Raw genomic sequence first — 16540 nt, forward strand, 5'->3', positions numbered from 1 at the left:
GCATCTAAGGTCGCGCGGCACGATGTGTCGCGGGCGATACGGCGTACGGATGGCACTGAGCCCGTACAGCTGTACGCATCTCAGTCGTTGGCCGGCACCATGGAGACCACGACCTTGCCGGCCTTGGTGCGGCCCTGCTCGACGTACGCCATCGCCTCGAGTGTCTGATCGAAGGGGAAGGTGCTGTCAATGACCGGGCGGAGCTTCCCGCTGTCGTAGAGAGCGGTGAGTTTGCGCAGCTGGGAGCCGTTGGCCTCCATGAAGAGGAACTCGTAGCGCACGCCCAGCGCCTTGGCCCGCTTGCGGATCTTGCGGCTGAGGGTGCTCATGACCAGGCCCATGACGGCGGGGGCACCGAGCTGCTTCGCGAAGGCGGCGTCCGGCGGGCCGACGACGCTGATGGCCAGGCCGCCGGGCTTCAGCACCGTCAGCGACTTCTCGAGGTTCGCCCCGCCCACGGAGTCCAGCACCAGGTCGTAGTCCGAGAGCACCTTCGAGAAGTCCTCCTTGGAGTAGTCGACCACGAGGTCGGCGCCGAGGTCCTTGACCAGCGCCTCGGTCTTGGCGTTCGTGGTCGTCGCCACCGTGGCGCCGAGGTGCTTGGCGAGCTGGATGACCGTTGACCCGAGGCCGCCGGCTCCGGCGTGGACGAGCACCTTCTGCCCCGGCTTCACGTGCGCGCGCTCGACGAGGATCTGCCAGGCGGCCAGCGCCACCAGCGGCACCGCGGCTGCCTCGTCCAGGGAGAGTGAGGCCGGCTTGGGCGCGACATCGTCCGCGTCGATCGCGATGAACTCCGCGAAGCCCCCCACCCGCAGGTCGCGCGGACGGGCGTAGACCTCGTCGCCGACCTTGAAGCCGTGTACGGCGGAGCCGACCCGCGTCACGACGCCGGCCACGTCGTGGCCGAGCGCGAACGGACGCTTGTACTTGAGCAGCTGCTTGAACTCCCCGTTGCGGACCATCTTGTCCAGCGGGTTGATGCTGGCGGCGCTCACTCTGACCAGGACGTCGCGGTCTCCGACCGTGGGCTCGGGTACCTCTGCGGCGCGGAGGCCGTCCTTGCCGTACTTCTCGACGACGAATGCCTTCATGGCGGCCGCCTCTCTGCGCGTGTTTCGGTGGCTGATGCGATTCTTCGGGCAGGTCCCGCTGCGCGCCCGTTTCCGCGTGCGGCCGGGTTGATGTGCTGACCACGACGTTACTTCCTGAGTATGGAAAAGTAAACTCAGGGGAGGTTAGGATCGCCCCATGGATGCAACGACCGAAGCTCTGCAGGACACCGGCGTGGACCCCCGACTCGACCGGGACGCGTCGAACTGCTCGATCGCCCGGACCCTTGAGGTCGTGGGCGAGAAGTGGACGATCCTGATCCTGCGCGAGGTCTATTACGGCTCGTCCCGTTTCAGTGAGTTCGAACGCGTCCTCGGCTGTCCTCGCAACCTCCTCGCGGCGCGACTCAAGATGCTCGTGGAGGAAGGGATCCTGGCCACCGAGACCTACAAGGAGCCGGGCTCGCGGAGCCGGCCGAAGTACGTGATCACCCCCAAGGGTGTGGATCTGGTCCCGGCCGTGATGGGGCTCCTGCAGTGGGGCGACCGCTACCGCGCTGACCCGGAGGGCCCGGCGATGCTGTCCCGGCACCGTGGCTGCGGCGCGAACGTCGACGCCCAGATCCGCTGCGACCAGGGCCACGCCGTACAGCCGCTAGACATCGAGAGCATCCCCGGTCCGGCCTTTCGTCTGAGGCCCGCCGAGTGAACTGAGCGCGGTCACGCAAGAACCCCGTGGCGGGCTCAGCACGGGGTTGTCAGCCTGGGCGTCCTGGGGCAGGTTCCCGTGCGCGGATCATGGTGGTGCACCCATGCCCCGCCGGTGACCGGACGGCCGTCGATCGACGGTCATACGGTGCGGCCTTCGCGTCGCAGGACAGGGCGGAGAGCCTCGATGACGCTCGCGTCGTCGATGGTGGAGGGGATGGGTTCGTCGCGGCCGTCGGCGATGCCGCGCATCGTCTTGCGCAGGATCTTTCCCGATCGGGTCTTGGGCAGGGCCGCCACGACCGCCACGCTCTTGAGCGAGGCGACGGCACCGATGCGGTCGCGTACGAGCTGGACGAGTTCGGCCTCGACCTCGGTCGCCTCGCGGCTGATGCCGGCTTTGAGGACGACGAAACCGCGCGGCACTTGCCCCTTCAGAGCGTCGGCGACCCCGATGACGGCGCACTCCGCGACATCGGGATGAGCCGCCAGGGCTTCCTCCATGCTGCCGGTGGACAGCCGGTGTCCGGCGACGTTGATGACGTCGTCGGTACGGCCCATGACGAAGACGTAGCCGTCCTCGTCGATGTGCCCGCTGTCGCCGGTGAGGTAGTAGCCGTCGAAGGCGGAGAGGTAGGAGGCGACGTAGCGTTCGTCGTCGTTCCAGAGGGTGGGTAGCGCGCCCGGCGGCAGGGGGAGCTTCACGACGATGGCGCCGTCGACGCCCGGGGGCACCGGATCGCCCGAGGGGGCGAGGACGCGGACGTCCCAGCCCGGCAGCGGGCGGGTGGGGGAACCGGGCTTGACGGGCGCGGCTTCGATGCCGACCGGGTTGGCGACGATGGGCCAGCCCGTCTCCGTCTGCCACCAGTGATCGATCACCGGGATGTCCAGAAGGGTGCTCGCCCAGTGGTACGTCTCGGGGTCGAGGCGCTCGCCCGCGAGGAAGAGGTGGCGCAGGCCGGACAGGTCGTGGTCCGCGGTGAGCAGACCCTTGGGGTCCTCCTTGCGGATGGCCCGGAAAGCGGTGGGCGCGGTGAACATCGTCTTGACGCCGTACTCGGCGGCGACGCGCCAGAACTGCCCTGCGTCCGGGGTGCCGACCGGCTTGCCCTCGTACAGGACCGTGGTCGCGCCGACCAGCAGCGGGGCGTAGACGATGTACGAATGGCCGACGACCCAGCCGACGTCCGAGCCGGTGAACATCGTCTCGCCCGGGCCCACGTCGTACACGGCACCCATCGACCAGTGCAGGGCCACCGCGTATCCGCCGCTGTCACGGACAACTCCCTTCGGTTTCCCGGTCGTTCCGGACGTGTAGAGGATGTACAGAGGGGCGTTCGCCGGGACGGGAACGCAGTCGGCCGGCGAAGCCGCGGTGACCAGGTCGGCCCAGTCGAGATCATCGGCCCCCAACTCGGCACGCTCCTGCGGGCGTTGCAGGATCACGCTCTTCTGCGGTTTGTGAACCGCGAGTTCGATGGCCCGGTCGAGCAGCGGCTTGTACGCGATGACCCGTTTGCCCTCGATGCCGCAGGAGGCGGAGACGACCACCTTGGGGGCGGCGTCGTCGATGCGGAGGGCGAGTTCGTGCGGGGCGAACCCGCCGAAGACCACCGAGTGCACGGCGCCGATGCGCGCACAGGCCAGCATCGCGATGGCGGCCTCGGGGACCATCGGCATGTAGATCACCACTCGGTCGCCCTGTTCCACACCGAGTTGCGCGAGCCCTCCGGCGAAGGCCGCCACTTCGTCCCTCAGCTGGGCGTAGGTGTAGGTGCGCCGGGTGCCGGTCACGGGTGAGTCGTAGACGAGTGCGGGTTGATCGCCGCGGCCCGCGTCGACGTGCCGGTCGAGTGCGTTGAAGCAGACGTTGAGCCGCCCGTCGGGAAACCAGCGGTAGAAGGGTGCGCCGGAGGCGTCCAGGGCGCGCCGCGGAGCGACATCCCAGTCGATGCTCTCCGCCGCCGTCAGCCAGAAGTTCTCCGGGTCTTCGGTGCTGGCGCGGAAGACGTCCTCGTACTTTCCCATTGCGCACTCCTTCGTGGCTTCCAGGGACCGGGGGAGGGGGCGGCGTGCAGATTGCTGCCTCAAGGCATACCTCAGGTTGGCCGCAACGGCCGAGCAGGATGCCGAAGCCCGGATTCCCGGTCACCGGTATCGCGTCGCGTCATGGTTGGCGAGCCCCTGTCGGCGGGCCCCGCCCTCAGGCCCCGGTCAGGCGCCGAGGTGCGTGCGAAGCCACTGCCCCATCTGCCCGATCGCCTCGTTCACCTCGGGCACGCGGCCCGCGCCCATAATGAACGAGTGCTGACCCTCGGGAAGGCCGTGGGTCTCGGAAGTGACCTTGAAGTCGGAGAGGCGGCGCCCGAGTTCGGCACCGTCGTCGGCGAGGGTCTCGTACTCGCCGTAGTAGACGAGCGTGGGCGGCAGGCCGGTCAGGTCGGCGTTGGCGATGCTGACCCGGGGGTCGGCGGGGTCGATGGTGGGGTCCTGCACCCAGGCTCCGCGGAAGAACTCGAGGGTGGCGCGGCTGAGGATCTTGTCGTTCTCCTCGTTGGCGTCCACCGACTTGTTCTGGAGGGTGAGGTCGGTCCAGGGCGAGACGCTGACGATCGCACCGGGGGTGGGCTCGCCCTTGGCCAGCAGACGCAGCACCAGCAGGATCGCGAGCGTGCCGCCGATGGAGTGGCCGGTGCTGCCGATGTTCCGGGGCTCGTAACCCTGGGAGAGCAGCCACCGGTAGGCCGTCTCGACGTCGTCGAGCTGCGCCGGGTAGGGGTGCTCCGGTGCCAGGCGGAAGTCCACGACCAGGGAGCGGACTCCGGCAGCCTTGGCGATGTGGCCGGCGGCCTTGCGGTCGGAGTGCATGGAGGCGGCGACGGATCCGCCGAAGTGGAAGTGGAGCAGCGCCTTGTCGGGGGCGGCGCCCTCGGGGATGGCCCAGAGGGCCGGTACGCCGTCCGCGTCGGCCTCGGCGTAGGTGACGCCTTCCGGTTCGGTCGACGCCTTGTGGTGCGAGTCGATGATGTCGCGGACGATGCCCAGGTCGAGCCCCGGTGTCCCGGCCTTCGCAGTCACGCTGGCGAGGAAATCCGCGAACTCGTGCGCTTCTTGACTGAGGCCCATGATGGCGCTCCTTCTCAGATGGGTGCCGTGACAGGTGTCCGTGCGGCAGCCGGATCGATGTACCGGCGACGCTATCGCCTGAGTATATGAAAGTAAACTCAGCGACGATTGGTGTCAGTCCTGTCGGCGCGCGAATGAAGCTCCCTTGGTGCACTCACTTCGTCAGGTGGAGCGGGTCGTGGCCGAAGTCGGCATCGAGATCGGGGAGGTTTCGGTGTCCCTCGGCCTGGCGGCGACGGCTGCGGCTTCGGTGATCAATGCGTGGTCGGGTTTGGGGTCACGGCCGCACTCACGTGGCTCGGCTCGCCGTACGCCCGCGGCGCCCATTCCTCGCCGGGTTGGGTCTGGACCTGCCCGGCTGGGGCGTGGGTCTGGCCATCACGGCGTACGGCGTGCTGCTGAGCGTGCCGGCCGTGCTTCAGAACTGCCGTAGCGCTTGGCCACGGTGTGAAGGGATCGCGCGGTCATCCGGCAACCGCGACAAGGCACCAGGCGGCGACGCCGTGAGTCCCTGGCGAACCCGGAGTGGGTCCGCCCTCGGGTCAAGTCGGGTGCCGGATGGGTGTGGATCACAGCTGGACATGCTGGCCAAGGGATCGGCCGATCATGAAGGGTGCCACTGTCCTCCCTGGACTTGTCCAGGACCACCGCCTGGGCACATGGGCCGGCCCGAGCGCCATGTGCGTCGCCTCCCGCCACGCCTGTCGCCGCTTGTGCGAGCGCATCGCCGCCCACGACCCGAGCGGTGCGGCCGAGGCGATGTGCACCCACATCACGGAAGCCTGGCTCGTCCGCCGCGGCGCACCAGGCGACCCGGTGCGCCTGAACCGTGAACATAGCTGGCGGCGGTACCGCGTCACGGGACGGCTCTCGGGCTGGTGAGTGAGCGTTGCCGGCCCCGCGCTCCGTCGCCGTAGTCGCCGTAAGAGCTCTGACGTTGTCGCCTGACCCGGGCGGGCCCGGCCTTCCGCCGAGCCCGCCACGCCGGCTCCATACCGGAGCCGGACCCGTGTCATGTCGTCAGCGCTGCCGTGTCAGCAGACCCGGACGATAGGGCAGGAGGCCGTAGTCGCCGCCCGAGTTGGGGCTGCGCCCCTGGTAGAGAAACTGCAGATTGCAGGGATCGACGGTCATGGTCTGATCAGGGCTGGTGCGGATCAGTTCGCCATGGCTGATGTCGTTGGTCCAGGTGGCGCCGCTGTTGGCCTTGCCGGCGAAAGGATTGCTCTCGGTCGCGGCCTGGGGTGTCCATGAGCCGTTCAGACTGGTGGCCGTGAACGAGCGGAAGTAGCGGCCCTGCGAGCCGATCGCCTCGACGATCATGAGGTAGCGGTTCTGGCCCTGCAGCTTGTAGACCTGCGGGGCTTCGAACAGGTTGTTCGTCGTGTCGCTCATGATCACTGTCGAGTTCGCGCCGAAGCTGCCCGGGAAGTTCCCGATCGGCATACTGGCCCGGTAGATCTTGCCGTTGTCGCCGGCGAAGAACAGGTACATGTTCGTCCCGTCGGCGATGAGCGTCTGATCGATGGGTCCTGTTCCCGAGTCGGCGATGCTTCCGGAGAAGAGCGCCTGCTCGGATGACCAGCCATTCGGGTTGGTGGGGTCGCTCGACGTCCGGTAGGAGAAGGCCGTCCTACCCCACTGGTAGGCGAGCACCCAGATGTTCTTCGGCGCGAAGTGGAAGAGCGTGGGCGCGACGGTGGAATTCGACATCGTGTTCTGGCTGGCCGAGGCCATCTCCGACCAATTGGTGAACGGGCCGAAGTTCATCGAACCCCAGCGCGTGCCCGTGTCGTGCGTCGTCGCATAGACGAGTTGCCTGCCGTTGTAGGGGACGACGGTGAAGTCCTTGAGCGAGACCCATCCCGGCTTGGGCTGCGCCAGCGCGCCCGTTGAGGTCCAGCGGTATGTCGACGGAAGATCGCACGGGCCGGGGGTACCGGCACCGACCTTGACGAGCTGCCACTGCTGGTTGCTGCCGCCCCAGTCGTCGTACTGGACGATGTTCGCGTTGTCGGCGGTGGAGGCGCCCTGTACTTCGAGGGCCTTGTTGCTGTGGCGCGAGATGAGCCTCACGTAGCCATCCGCGCTGTCGGCCAGCCGCCACTGCTGGTTGGTGGCGTTCAGGTCGGTCCACTGGACGATCGAACCGCCGTTCGCGGTGGACCAGTTGTAGACATCCAGCACCTTGCCCGAGTGGCGGGACTTGATGCGGTAGTAGCCGCCTCCGGCATCGACGAACTGCCACTGCTGCTGGTTCTGATCGTTCCTGGTCCACTGGGTGATGCGGGCGCCGTCGTCGGTCGCCATGTTGTAGACATCCAGGGCCTTGCCGCTGTTGCGGTTGACCAGCACATACGAGGCGTTGGGGTCTACGGTCGCCGCGCTGGCGGGCTGGGCACCGAGGAAGGCAGCCACGAGCAGCAAGGGTGTGAGGACGGCGAGTAAGCGTCTTGGACGAACCGGGGACGGGTGGCGAAACCACATCAGAGGGCCTCCTTGGGGGCGGGGTGAGGTGACGCCGATGCACCGCGAAGCGGCCGTACCGGGGGAGGGACGATTTCGAAACTTTCGAAGAGATCCCCGAACCTTTGACGCCACAAGCTAGGAATGCGAGGCCCTCTGGTCAAGGTCTGTCGCCGATCTGTCCACAAACAGTTCCTCCCCCTTCGGGCTCGGCGAGCTGTCGCACCGACCGGAGGCGCTCCGGCAGTTCGCGATACGGCTCGCCAGTACAAGCCTCCGCGCAGGGAGGGAAGGTGAGGAAGTAGCGTCCGCACACTCGTCCTGGTTTCGGCGCGGGCCTGCGGCATCCGCCGAAGGCGGCACCAGAGGGTTCGCCGTTCGCCCCGACATGATTCCGAATGTTTCGATAGCTAGACGGAAACATTCTGTGCGATGGGTATTGACGATTCACCGTCAAGCCCTCAATCATCCCTCACTGGGTGACCGCCATGTTTCGAGAACTCGAACCACGCCGGCCCTGAGCAAACTGTGCTGCACGGCGGATCCACGCACAGCCGCACCGCACATCCGCGCACCAAGCATCTGCGCCACCCCGTTTCATTCCGGTGAGGTTCGCACCAGCGCATCCTGGCTCGTCGTGCAGTCGGAGAGGTGCGCGACGCCGCGTGACGGTCCCCCGGCTGAGCCGCGATGGAGTTCCCCCGTGCCTGTGTCGAAACACCGCTGCCACCCGCCCTCGTCTGCCGAGTGGGAGCGGACGGCCCTTTCCCCTGCGCTTCAGCCGTTCCCTGATGTCTACCTTGGAGGCACAGTCATGGGCTTGTATGTCCTTCCCAGACCCGTTGTCCGTCGGAAGATCCGCGGCCTGCTGTTGGCGCTGGTCGTCGGCGTCCTCGGTGCGGCCGCCGCACTGGTCGCGCCGCCGCCCCCCGCACATGCCGCCGAGAGCACGCTCGGCGCCGCGGCGGCCCAGAGCGGCCGCTACTTCGGCACCGCCATCGCCTCGGGCCGGCTGGGCGACTCGGCGTACACGACGATCGCGGGCCGTGAGTTCAACTCGGTGACGGCAGAGAACGAGATGAAGATCGACGCCACCGAACCGCAGCGGGGCCAGTTCAACTTCACGGCCGGTGACCGCGTCTACAACTGGGCGGTGCAGAACGGCAAGCAGGTGCGCGGCCACACCCTGGCCTGGCACTCCCAGCAGCCCGGCTGGATGCAGAGCCTCAGTGGCAGCACACTGCGCCAGGCGATGATCAACCACATCAACGGCGTGATGGCCCACTACAAGGGCAAGATCGTTCAGTGGGACGTCGTGAACGAGGCCTTCGCCGACGGCAGTTCGGGTGCCCGGCGCGACTCCAACCTGCAGCGCACCGGCAACGACTGGATCGAGGTCGCCTTCCGTACCGCGCGCGCCGCCGACCCGGCCGCCAAGCTCTGCTACAACGACTACAACGTCGAGAACTGGACCTGGGCCAAGACCCAGGCCATGTACAACATGGTCCGCGACTTCAAACAGCGCGGCGTCCCGATCGACTGCGTCGGCTTCCAGTCGCACTTCAACAACGACAGCCCCTACAACAGCAACTTCCGCACCACCCTGCAGAACTTCGCCGCCCTCGGCGTCGACGTGGCCATCACCGAACTCGACATCCAGGGCGCCCCGGCCTCGACCTACGCCGCCGTGACCAACGACTGCCTGGCCGTCCCGCGCTGCCTGGGCATCACCGTCTGGGGTGTGCGCGACAGCGACTCCTGGCGGCCGCAGCACACACCGCTGCTGTTCAACAACGACGGCAGCAAGAAGCCCGCCTACACCGCCGTCCTCAACGCACTCAACGGCGGCACCACCACGCCCCCTCCGGGTTCCGGACAGATCAAGGGCGTCGCTTCAGGCCGCTGCCTGGACGTGCCCGGCACCAGTACCACCGACGGCACCCAGCTCCACCTGTGGGACTGCCACAACGGCACCAACCAGCAGTGGACGTACACCGACGCCGGCGAACTCAGGGTCTACGGCAACAAGTGCCTGGACGCCGCCGGCACCAGCAACGGCACCAAGGTCCAGATCTACGGCTGCTGGGGCGGCGACAACCAGAAATGGCGCCTCAACTCCGACGGATCCATCGTCGGCGTCCAGTCCGGCCTCTGCCTCGACGCCGCCGCAGGTGCCACCGCCAACGGCACCCTGATCCAGCTCTACTCCTGCTCGAACGGCAGCAACCAACGCTGGACCCGCACCTGATGGACCTGTCACCAACGAAAGGGTGAATCGATGAAGCCCTACGGTGCGGTTTCCCCCGCCCCTCCATTACGACATCGCTGGTGGTCCCGGGTCGCCGCGCTGGTGGCTGCGACCCTCGCGATCGGCATGCTCACCGTGGCGAATCCGGCGCCCGCCGAGGCGGCGACGGTGGACACCAATGCCTGGTACGTCCTGGTCAATCGCAACAGCGGCAAGGCGCTGGACGTCTCCGGCACCTCCACTGCCGACGGCGCGCGGGTCAGCCAGTGGACGCGCCACGACGGAGCCAACCAGCAATGGCAGTTCGTGGACTCCGGCGACGGCTTCTACCGCCTCAAGGCCCGGCATTCGGACAAGGTTCTCGACGTGGCCGGCGCCTCGGCCGCGGACGGTGCCGCGATCCAGCAGTGGGCCGACCACAACGGGGCCAACCAGCAGTTCCGCCTGGCCGACTCCGACGCGGGCCACGTCCGGCTGATCAACCGCACCAGCGGCAAGGCGGTGGAGGTGCAGGGCGCCTCCACCGCCGACGGCGGCAGCGTCGTCCAGTACTCCGACTGGGGCGGCGCCAACCAGCAATGGCAGATGATCAAGCTGTCGTCCGGTGGCGGTGGCGGCGGATGCGGCAGCGCACCGACTCTGGCGAGCGGCACGCACACGATTCAGAGCGGCGGCAAGAGCCGCAGCTTCATCCTCAGGGTTCCCGCCAACTACGACAACAGCCACCGCTACCGGCTGATCTTCGCGTTCCACTGGCGGGGCGGAACCGCCGGCGACGTCGCCTCGGGCGGCACCAGCGGGAACGCCTGGTCCTACTACGGCCAACAGGAACAGTCGAACAACAGCGCGATCCTCGTCGCCCCCCAGGGCCTCGGCAATGGCTGGGCCAATTCGGGCGGTGAGGACATCACCTTCGTCGACGACATGATCCGGCGCATCGAGGGCGGCCTCTGTGTCAACCCGGCACAGCGTTTCGCCACGGGATTCAGCTGGGGCGGCGGTATGAGCTACGCACTCGCATGCAGCCGGGCGAACGTCTTCAGGGCCGTCGCGGTCATATCCGGCGCTGAGATCAGCGGGCGCAGCGGCGGCAGCCAGCCCATCGCCTACTTCGGAATCCACGGCATCAGCGACTCCGTCCTCAACATCGCGCAAGGACGGTCCCTGCGCGACAGATTCGTCCGCAACAACGGGTGCGCCGCCCAGAGCCCGCGCGAGCCCGCGCCGGGCAGCCGAACGCACATCACCACCACCTACTCGGGCTGCCGTGCTGGATACCCGGTCCAGTGGGCCGCGTTCGACGGAGGCCACGCACCCGGTCCGGTCGACGGCTCCAACGGCGACAACGGCGTCGCCACCTGGACCAAAGCAGAGATCTGGAGGTTCTTCGCACAGTTCCAGTGACCCGCCCGCATCACGGAGTGGAGCCAGGATGATCCTGGCTCCACTCCAGGCCCGGCTGATCAGCTGGGGGAGGCCGCTCGGTCCCGCCCCGCAGGCTGCGCGCCGATGAGGCGCACTGTTCCGCCGATCACGTGGCCTGGCTGGGACGTCCTCTGAAGTCACCGATGGCTTGATCCCTGCGCGTTGGGGAACGGAGGGCTACGGGACTCGACCGAACCCGACGCGATCGACTGCCGGCTCGTCGGCCACGACCGCAGCCTGTTGCGGGCCGCGCAGGTGAAATCCGTCGCATACGAAGGGCCGCGACCTGATCACACCCTGCCCAGCTCCCAGCAGGACATGATCGGTCCAGCAGCGACTACCACGTCGACCACTTCGGCGCCGATCAGGCCGTCCTCGTCGTCGACGAGACCGGCGACGTGAAGAAGGGGAACGCGACCTTCGGGGTGCAGCGCCAGTACACCGGCACTGCCGGGCGGATCGAGAACTCCCAGGTCGCGGTCTATCTTGTCCATGCCACGCCGCGCGGACACGCCACCGTCGACCGTGAGTTGTACCTGCCCAGAGCATGGACCGACGATCCTGAGCGGTGCCGCAGGGCGGGCCTGGCCCCCGACGAGGTGCGTTTCGCCACCAAGACGCAGCTCGCCGCCGCGATGCTCGAGAGGTTCTGGGCCGGCGGCCACACGGCCGGCTGGGTCACCGGCGACGAGGTCTACGGCGGCAACCCGGCCCTGCTGTCGGTGATCGCTACGCACGGGACGGGATACGTCATGGCCGTCTCCTGCCGCACCGAAGTGCATACCTCTGCCGGCAAGTTCCGTGTCGACGCGCTGATGCGCAAGGTGCCTCGACATGGATGGCAGCAACTGTCCGCGGGCGCTGGCGAAGCCAGCTTGGCCCGAGGGCCCCTCAGCCTGCGGTTAGCGCCGCCAGGGCTCGGTCCATCGCAGCGTTGAACTCTTCCGGCGTCAGTGGCAGTCGGGACTTGATGTCCCGACTCCACTGGTCGGCGAGGACCTCGGCGGAGCCCGCCTCGACACCGTCGAGCGCCGCGTCGGCCAGGTCCGACGGCGCGATCTTGTCCACGGGCCAGCCCGCGGCCATGTCGGTGTCGGCCAGGCCGAGGTGCACCGCTGTCACGAGCGTGCCCTGCTCGGCGAGCTCCAGGCGGACGCCGTTGGTCATGGCCCAGGCGGCGGCCTTGGTCAGGTGGTAGGCATTGGCGCCCTTGCCCCCGAACCACGACATGGCGGAGAGGACGTTTACGATCGCGCCCCCGCCGTTCCTGGCGAGCGCCGGCGCGAACTCCCGGATCATTCCCAGGTGGCCGAACACGTTGGTCTCCAGCTCGTGCCGCACCGCGTCCAGCGAGCCGGTCACCAGGTCGGTCCCCGTCTGGATCCCCGCGTTGTTGACGAGCAGCGAGACGTCCGCGGCGGCCTCGGCGGCGGCCCTCACGGATGCGGGATCGGCGATGTCGAGGGGCAGCACCTCGACCCGGGGCAGGTCCACGGTCTCCGGTCGGCGGGCCGTCGCGTAGACCTTGCGGGCGCCCCGTTCGAGCAGGCGCTGGGCGAAGGCGCGGCCCAGGCCGCGGTTGGCTCCGGTGACAAGGGCAACTGAGTTGTTGATGTCCATGCCCCGTACGCTAAAACCTGACGCCAACGTCAGAGGCAAGTGCTGATCATCAGGGCCGGAGTGAGAGGAATCGCCATGACCGTCACGGAGGCCGCGGGCGAGCGGCTGATCCGCATCGGCGAGGTGGCACGGGGCGCCGGCGTCTCGGTACGCGCCGTGCGCTACTACGAGCAGCAGGGGCTGCTCATCGCCGAGCGCAGCCCATCCGGCCAGCGCCTCTACCGGCAGGACGCCGTCACCCTGGTCCGCTTCTTCCAGCAGATGTTCGCCGCCGGCCTGACCAGCCGAAGGATCACGGAACTCCTTCCGTGCTGGGACTCCGGGCACACCGACGCCGAGCAACGAGCCATGCTGCGCGCCGAGCGCGACCGCATCCAGGCCAAGGTCGACGACCTGCAGGATGCCCTGGACCGCCTCGACGAGGTCATCGCGATCACGGACACGCACCCGTAGGCGCGGTCGGTTCGGACGGCGCACCAGCGATCTACGGCTGGAGTATTAGTACTCCAGTCGCAGTTCGCTATCGCCGCTGGTCAGGACCGGGTTTCTGAGTGTACTTGGCTGATGTGCCGTCAGGCTGTGGAAGTTCGTGACCTCGGGTGCCGCGGGCCGTTGTGCTTGTCGTGCAAGATGATGTGCAGCCCGATGCCTGGTCTGCGGAACTGGAAGAAGTGCTCGTGCGGATCGGCCACCGGTTCGGCCGGGTGGATTTGCGGCGGCGGATGCGCGCCTACGTACACGGCCTGATCGGTCCAGTGGGGCGGAAGAACAGCTGGCAATTGGCCGAGCACGCCGGTCACCCGACTCCTGCGGGGCTGCAGCACCTCCTTAGCCGAGCCTGCTGGAATCCTGATGAGGTACGCGATGACCTGCAGGAATATGTCGCCGAGAGACTCGGAGACCCTGCCGGAGTGCTGATCATCGATGACACGGGGTTCCTCAAAAAGGGCACAGTCTCGGCGGGTGTGCAGCGCCAGTACTCCGGCACCGCCGGCCGCACCGAGAACTGCCAGATCGGCGTCTTCGCCGCCTACGCCTCACCCAAAGGCCGGGCCCTGGTGGACCGGGAACTGTATCTGCCCAAGTCCTGGATGTCCGACAAGGCTCGCTGCCGAGCGGCGAAGGTCCCCGCGGAGCGGGAGTTCGCCACCAAAGGCGATCTGGCCAAGGCCATGGTGATACGGGCTCTGGCCTCGCCGCTGCCCGTTGCCTGGGTGACCGCGGACTCCGCCTACGGCCAGGAATGGCGGCTGCGCCGCATGCTGGAGGAAGCAGGCGTCGGCTACGTCCTGGCCGTGCCGAAGTCCCAGCATGTCCACGCCCTGGGCCGCATCGACTTCGCCATCGCCCAGGCACCCGACGACGCCTGGGAGCAGCACTCCTGCGGCAACGGCGCGAAAGGCCCGCGCGTCTACGACTGGGCCGCGGCCCAACTTCCGGCCATCGACGACTTCGACGGCGATCAGCCCACCCACCAGCGGTGGGTCCTGGCCCGCCGCAGCCTGGCCCGCCCGGACGAGATCGCCTACTACCTCGCCTACGCACCCAACGACACTGCCGTCGCCGATCTCGTGCGCATCGCCGGGACCCGCTGGGCGATCGAAGAAGCCTTTCAGGCCGCGAAGAACGAGTGCGGCCTGGACCAGTACGAAGTCCGTCGCTACCCGGGCTGGTACCGGCACATCACTCTCGCAATGCTCGCCCATGCCTTCCTCGCCGCCATGGCATCAGCGGCGGCCGAAAAGGGGGCGGCAGAAACGGTTCCGGCACTCTCGCACCGCTCACCGTGGCAGAAATCCGGCGACTCCTGGCAGTTGGCCGGCCCTCGCCGACGCACCACTGGCGCACCGGCCACGCGATGAGCTGGTCCCACTGGCGCAGGCGCCACCAGGCCATCGCCAGACGCTGCCACTACCGCCGCCGCACCCGAGGTCACGAACTTCCACAGCCTGACGGCACATCAGCCAAGTACACTCAGAAACCCGGTCCTGACCAGCGGCGATAGCGAACTGCGACTGGAGTATTAGGAAGCAACCATCCTTCCGCGGACGTCCCGTCGCCATCCGGCCTTTCCTCCTGCAGTGCCCGAGAGCCGGGGTGAGCATCGCATGCGGCACTGACAACAGCCTTGTTCACGCCGGGAACTTGGGGAGGCGGGCTTACTTCGGAGCGGCCTTCCTGGCGGGCCCTTTCTGCTGTCGTCGGCGCAATTTGGTCCGCGACTGGTCCGAGTGGAACTCCATTGGGTGCTAGAGAGTGACGAGAAGAACCCGACTGTTTGCACTGGATAGCCATCGTGTCGGGTTGCCTGGAGCGCGACGACGTCTCCAGGCAACCGACTTCAGGCTCTAGAAGAACCCGAGTTTCTTTGGGCTGTATGAAACTAGAACGTTCTTCGTCTGCTGGTAGTGCTCCAGCATCATCTTGTGCGTCTCACGCCCGATGCCCGACCCCTTGTAGCCGCCGAACGCCGCGTGGGCCGGGTACGCGTGGTAGCAGTTGGTCCACACGCGGCCCGCCTGGATGGCGCGGCCCGCGCGGTACGCCGTGTTGATGTCCCGTGTCCACACGCCGGCGCCGAGCCCGTACAGCGTGTCGTTGGCGATCTTGACGGCGTCGTCGAAGTCGTCGAAGGACGTCACCGAGACGACCGGACCGAAGATCTCCTCCTGGAAGATCCGCATGCGGTTGTGGCCCTCGAAGATCGTCGGCTGGACGTAGTAGCCGCCCTTCAACTCGCCGTCGTGCTCGATGCGTTCGCCACCCGTGAGGACCCGAGCGCCCTCCTGTCGGCCGATGTCGAGATAGGAGAGGATCTTCTCCAGCTGGTCGTTGGAGGCCTGCGCGCCGATCATCGTGTCCGTGTCCAGCGGGTGGCCGGTCCTGATCTGCTCGGTGCGGGCCACGGCCGCCTCCATGAACTCGGCGTACTGGCCGCGCTGTACCAGCGCCCGGGAGGGGCACGTGCACACCTCGCCCTGGTTGAGCGCGAACATGGTGAAGCCTTCGAGCGCCTTGTCCCGGAAGTCGTCGTTCGCCGCCCAGACGTCGTCGAAGAAGATGTTCGGGGACTTGCCGCCCAGTTCGAGGGTGACCGGGGTGATGTTCTCCGAGGCGTACTGCATGATCAACCGGCCGGTCGTCGTCTCGCCGGTGAACGCCACTTTGGCCACCCGGGCGCTGGACGCCAGCGGCTTGCCCGCCTCCACGCCGAAGCCGTTGACGATGTTCACGACCCCCGGTGGCAGCAGGTCCGCGACCAGGCTCAGCCAGTAGTGGATCGACGCCGGGGTCTGCTCGGCCGGCTTGAGCACCACGGCGTTGCCCGCGGCCAACGCAGGCGCGAGCTTCCACGTCGCCATGAGGATGGGGAAGTTCCACGGGATGATCTGCGCGACCACGCCGAGCGGCTCGTGGAAGTGGTACGCCACCGTGTCGTCGTCGACCTCGCCGATCGAGCCCTCCTGCGCCCTGATCGCCCCCGCGAAGTAGCGGAAGTGGTCGATGGCGAGCGGCATGTCGGCCGCCAGCGTCTCGCGTACGGGCTTGCCGTTCTCCCAGCTCTCGGCGACGGCCAGCTTCTCCAGGTTCGCCTCCATCCGGTCGGCGATCTTCAGCAGGATGTCGGCGCGCTCGGTCACCGAGGTCCGACCCCACGCGGGCGCGGCCGCGTGCGCCGCGTCGAGCGCCCGCTCCACGTCCTCCGCCGTGCCCCGCGCGATCTCGGTGAACGGCTGCCCGTTCACCGGCGACGGGTTCTCGAAGTACTGCCCCCGGATCGGCGGCACGTACTCACCGCCGATGAAGTGGTCGTAGCGCGCCTGGTAGGAGACGATCGCACCCTCGGTGCCGGGCGCCGCGTAACGGGTCATACTGCTCTGCCTCCCGAAGA

11 protein-coding genes and 1 pseudogene are annotated in these 16540 nt (G+C 67.8%); 6 read left to right on the forward strand and 6 right to left on the reverse strand.

The annotated features are described in order from the left end of the window. Positions 1-80: 80 nt before the first annotated feature. On the reverse strand, positions 81-1094 hold the full coding sequence (locus tag ACFZBP_RS19135; RefSeq protein ID WP_391414475.1) for a zinc-binding dehydrogenase: 1014 nt from the start codon (positions 1092-1094) through the stop codon (positions 81-83). Positions 1095-1251: 157 nt separating this feature from the next. Here ACFZBP_RS19135 and ACFZBP_RS19140 point away from each other — a divergent pair, with 157 nt between their 5' ends. Next, positions 1252-1761: a winged helix-turn-helix transcriptional regulator gene (locus tag ACFZBP_RS19140; protein ID WP_391414477.1), complete on the forward strand. Its 510-nt coding sequence runs from the start codon at positions 1252-1254 to the stop codon at positions 1759-1761. 140 nt (positions 1762-1901) lie between these two features. Here the strand turns inward: ACFZBP_RS19140 and ACFZBP_RS19145 are convergent, their stop codons facing one another. The 3 genes from ACFZBP_RS19145 to ACFZBP_RS19155 all read right to left on the reverse strand — a co-directional run bounded on the left by ACFZBP_RS19145 (position 1902) and on the right by ACFZBP_RS19155 (position 7376). Next, positions 1902-3791, reverse strand: a complete 1890-nt coding sequence (locus ACFZBP_RS19145; protein WP_391414479.1) for an AMP-binding protein — start codon at positions 3789-3791, stop codon at positions 1902-1904. Positions 3792-3977: 186 nt separating this feature from the next. Continuing rightward, positions 3978-4889, reverse strand: coding sequence for an alpha/beta hydrolase fold domain-containing protein (locus ACFZBP_RS19150; RefSeq protein WP_391414481.1), 912 nt, complete (start codon positions 4887-4889; stop codon positions 3978-3980). Positions 4890-5909: 1020 nt separating this feature from the next. Beyond that, on the reverse strand, positions 5910-7376 hold the full coding sequence (locus ACFZBP_RS19155) for a non-reducing end alpha-L-arabinofuranosidase family hydrolase (protein WP_383448579.1): 1467 nt from the start codon (positions 7374-7376) through the stop codon (positions 5910-5912). A 793-nt stretch (positions 7377-8169) separates the two neighbouring features. On the opposite strand from ACFZBP_RS19155, the gene ACFZBP_RS19160 reads away from it, so the two are divergent. The 3 genes and pseudogenes from ACFZBP_RS19160 to ACFZBP_RS19170 form a co-directional block, all read left to right on the forward strand. Continuing rightward, positions 8170-9603 carry an endo-1,4-beta-xylanase gene (locus ACFZBP_RS19160; RefSeq protein WP_383448580.1) on the forward strand — a complete coding sequence of 478 codons (1434 nt, stop codon included), beginning with the start codon at positions 8170-8172 and terminating at the stop codon, positions 9601-9603. Between the two features lie 99 nt (positions 9604-9702). Then, positions 9703-11007, forward strand: coding sequence for an RICIN domain-containing protein (locus ACFZBP_RS19165; protein WP_391415101.1), 1305 nt, complete (start codon positions 9703-9705; stop codon positions 11005-11007). A gap of 356 nt (positions 11008-11363) precedes the next feature. Beyond that, positions 11364-11894: pseudogene (locus ACFZBP_RS19170) on the forward strand (IS701 family transposase); the annotation flags it as partial. A 25-nt stretch (positions 11895-11919) separates the two neighbouring features. Here ACFZBP_RS19170 and ACFZBP_RS19175 read toward each other — a convergent pair. Further along, positions 11920-12648 carry an SDR family oxidoreductase gene (locus ACFZBP_RS19175; protein ID WP_391414484.1) on the reverse strand — a complete coding sequence of 243 codons (729 nt, stop codon included), beginning with the start codon at positions 12646-12648 and terminating at the stop codon, positions 11920-11922. 75 nt (positions 12649-12723) lie between these two features. Here ACFZBP_RS19175 and ACFZBP_RS19180 point away from each other — a divergent pair, with 75 nt between their 5' ends. Together ACFZBP_RS19180 and ACFZBP_RS19185 are read left to right on the forward strand one after the other, a co-directional pair. Next, a complete protein-coding gene (locus tag ACFZBP_RS19180; protein WP_391414486.1) occupies positions 12724-13101 on the forward strand; it encodes a MerR family transcriptional regulator in 378 nt (125 codons plus the stop codon). Between the two features lie 182 nt (positions 13102-13283). Further along, complete coding sequence (locus tag ACFZBP_RS19185; protein WP_391415103.1) at positions 13284-14510, forward strand: IS701 family transposase; 1227 nt, start codon at positions 13284-13286, stop codon at positions 14508-14510. Positions 14511-14996: 486 nt separating this feature from the next. On the opposite strand, the gene adh is transcribed toward ACFZBP_RS19185, so the two are convergent. Continuing rightward, complete coding sequence (gene adh, locus ACFZBP_RS19190; protein ID WP_391414488.1) at positions 14997-16520, reverse strand: aldehyde dehydrogenase; 1524 nt, start codon at positions 16518-16520, stop codon at positions 14997-14999. Positions 16521-16540: the final 20 nt, after the last annotated feature.

This window comes from Streptomyces sp. NPDC008086 (assembly GCF_042957325.1).
GTDB lineage: Bacteria > Actinomycetota > Actinomycetes > Streptomycetales > Streptomycetaceae > Streptomyces.

Bases quoted from the DNA above. Each gene is read 5' to 3' on its own strand.
- ACFZBP_RS19135 (WP_391414475.1), bottom strand. From the start codon at position 1,094: ATGAAGGCATTCGTCGTCGAGAAGTACGGCAAGGACGGCCTCCGCGCC.
- ACFZBP_RS19140 (WP_391414477.1), top strand. From the start codon at position 1,252: ATGGATGCAACGACCGAAGCTCTGCAGGACACCGGCGTGGACCCCCGA.
- ACFZBP_RS19145 (WP_391414479.1), bottom strand. From the start codon at position 3,791: ATGGGAAAGTACGAGGACGTCTTCCGCGCCAGCACCGAAGACCCGGAG.
- ACFZBP_RS19150 (WP_391414481.1), bottom strand. From the start codon at position 4,889: ATGGGCCTCAGTCAAGAAGCGCACGAGTTCGCGGATTTCCTCGCCAGC.
- ACFZBP_RS19155 (WP_383448579.1), bottom strand. From the start codon at position 7,376: ATGTGGTTTCGCCACCCGTCCCCGGTTCGTCCAAGACGCTTACTCGCC.
- ACFZBP_RS19160 (WP_383448580.1), top strand. From the start codon at position 8,170: ATGGGCTTGTATGTCCTTCCCAGACCCGTTGTCCGTCGGAAGATCCGC.
- ACFZBP_RS19175 (WP_391414484.1), bottom strand. From the start codon at position 12,648: ATGGACATCAACAACTCAGTTGCCCTTGTCACCGGAGCCAACCGCGGC.
- ACFZBP_RS19180 (WP_391414486.1), top strand. From the start codon at position 12,724: ATGACCGTCACGGAGGCCGCGGGCGAGCGGCTGATCCGCATCGGCGAG.
- adh (WP_391414488.1), bottom strand. From the start codon at position 16,520: ATGACCCGTTACGCGGCGCCCGGCACCGAGGGTGCGATCGTCTCCTAC.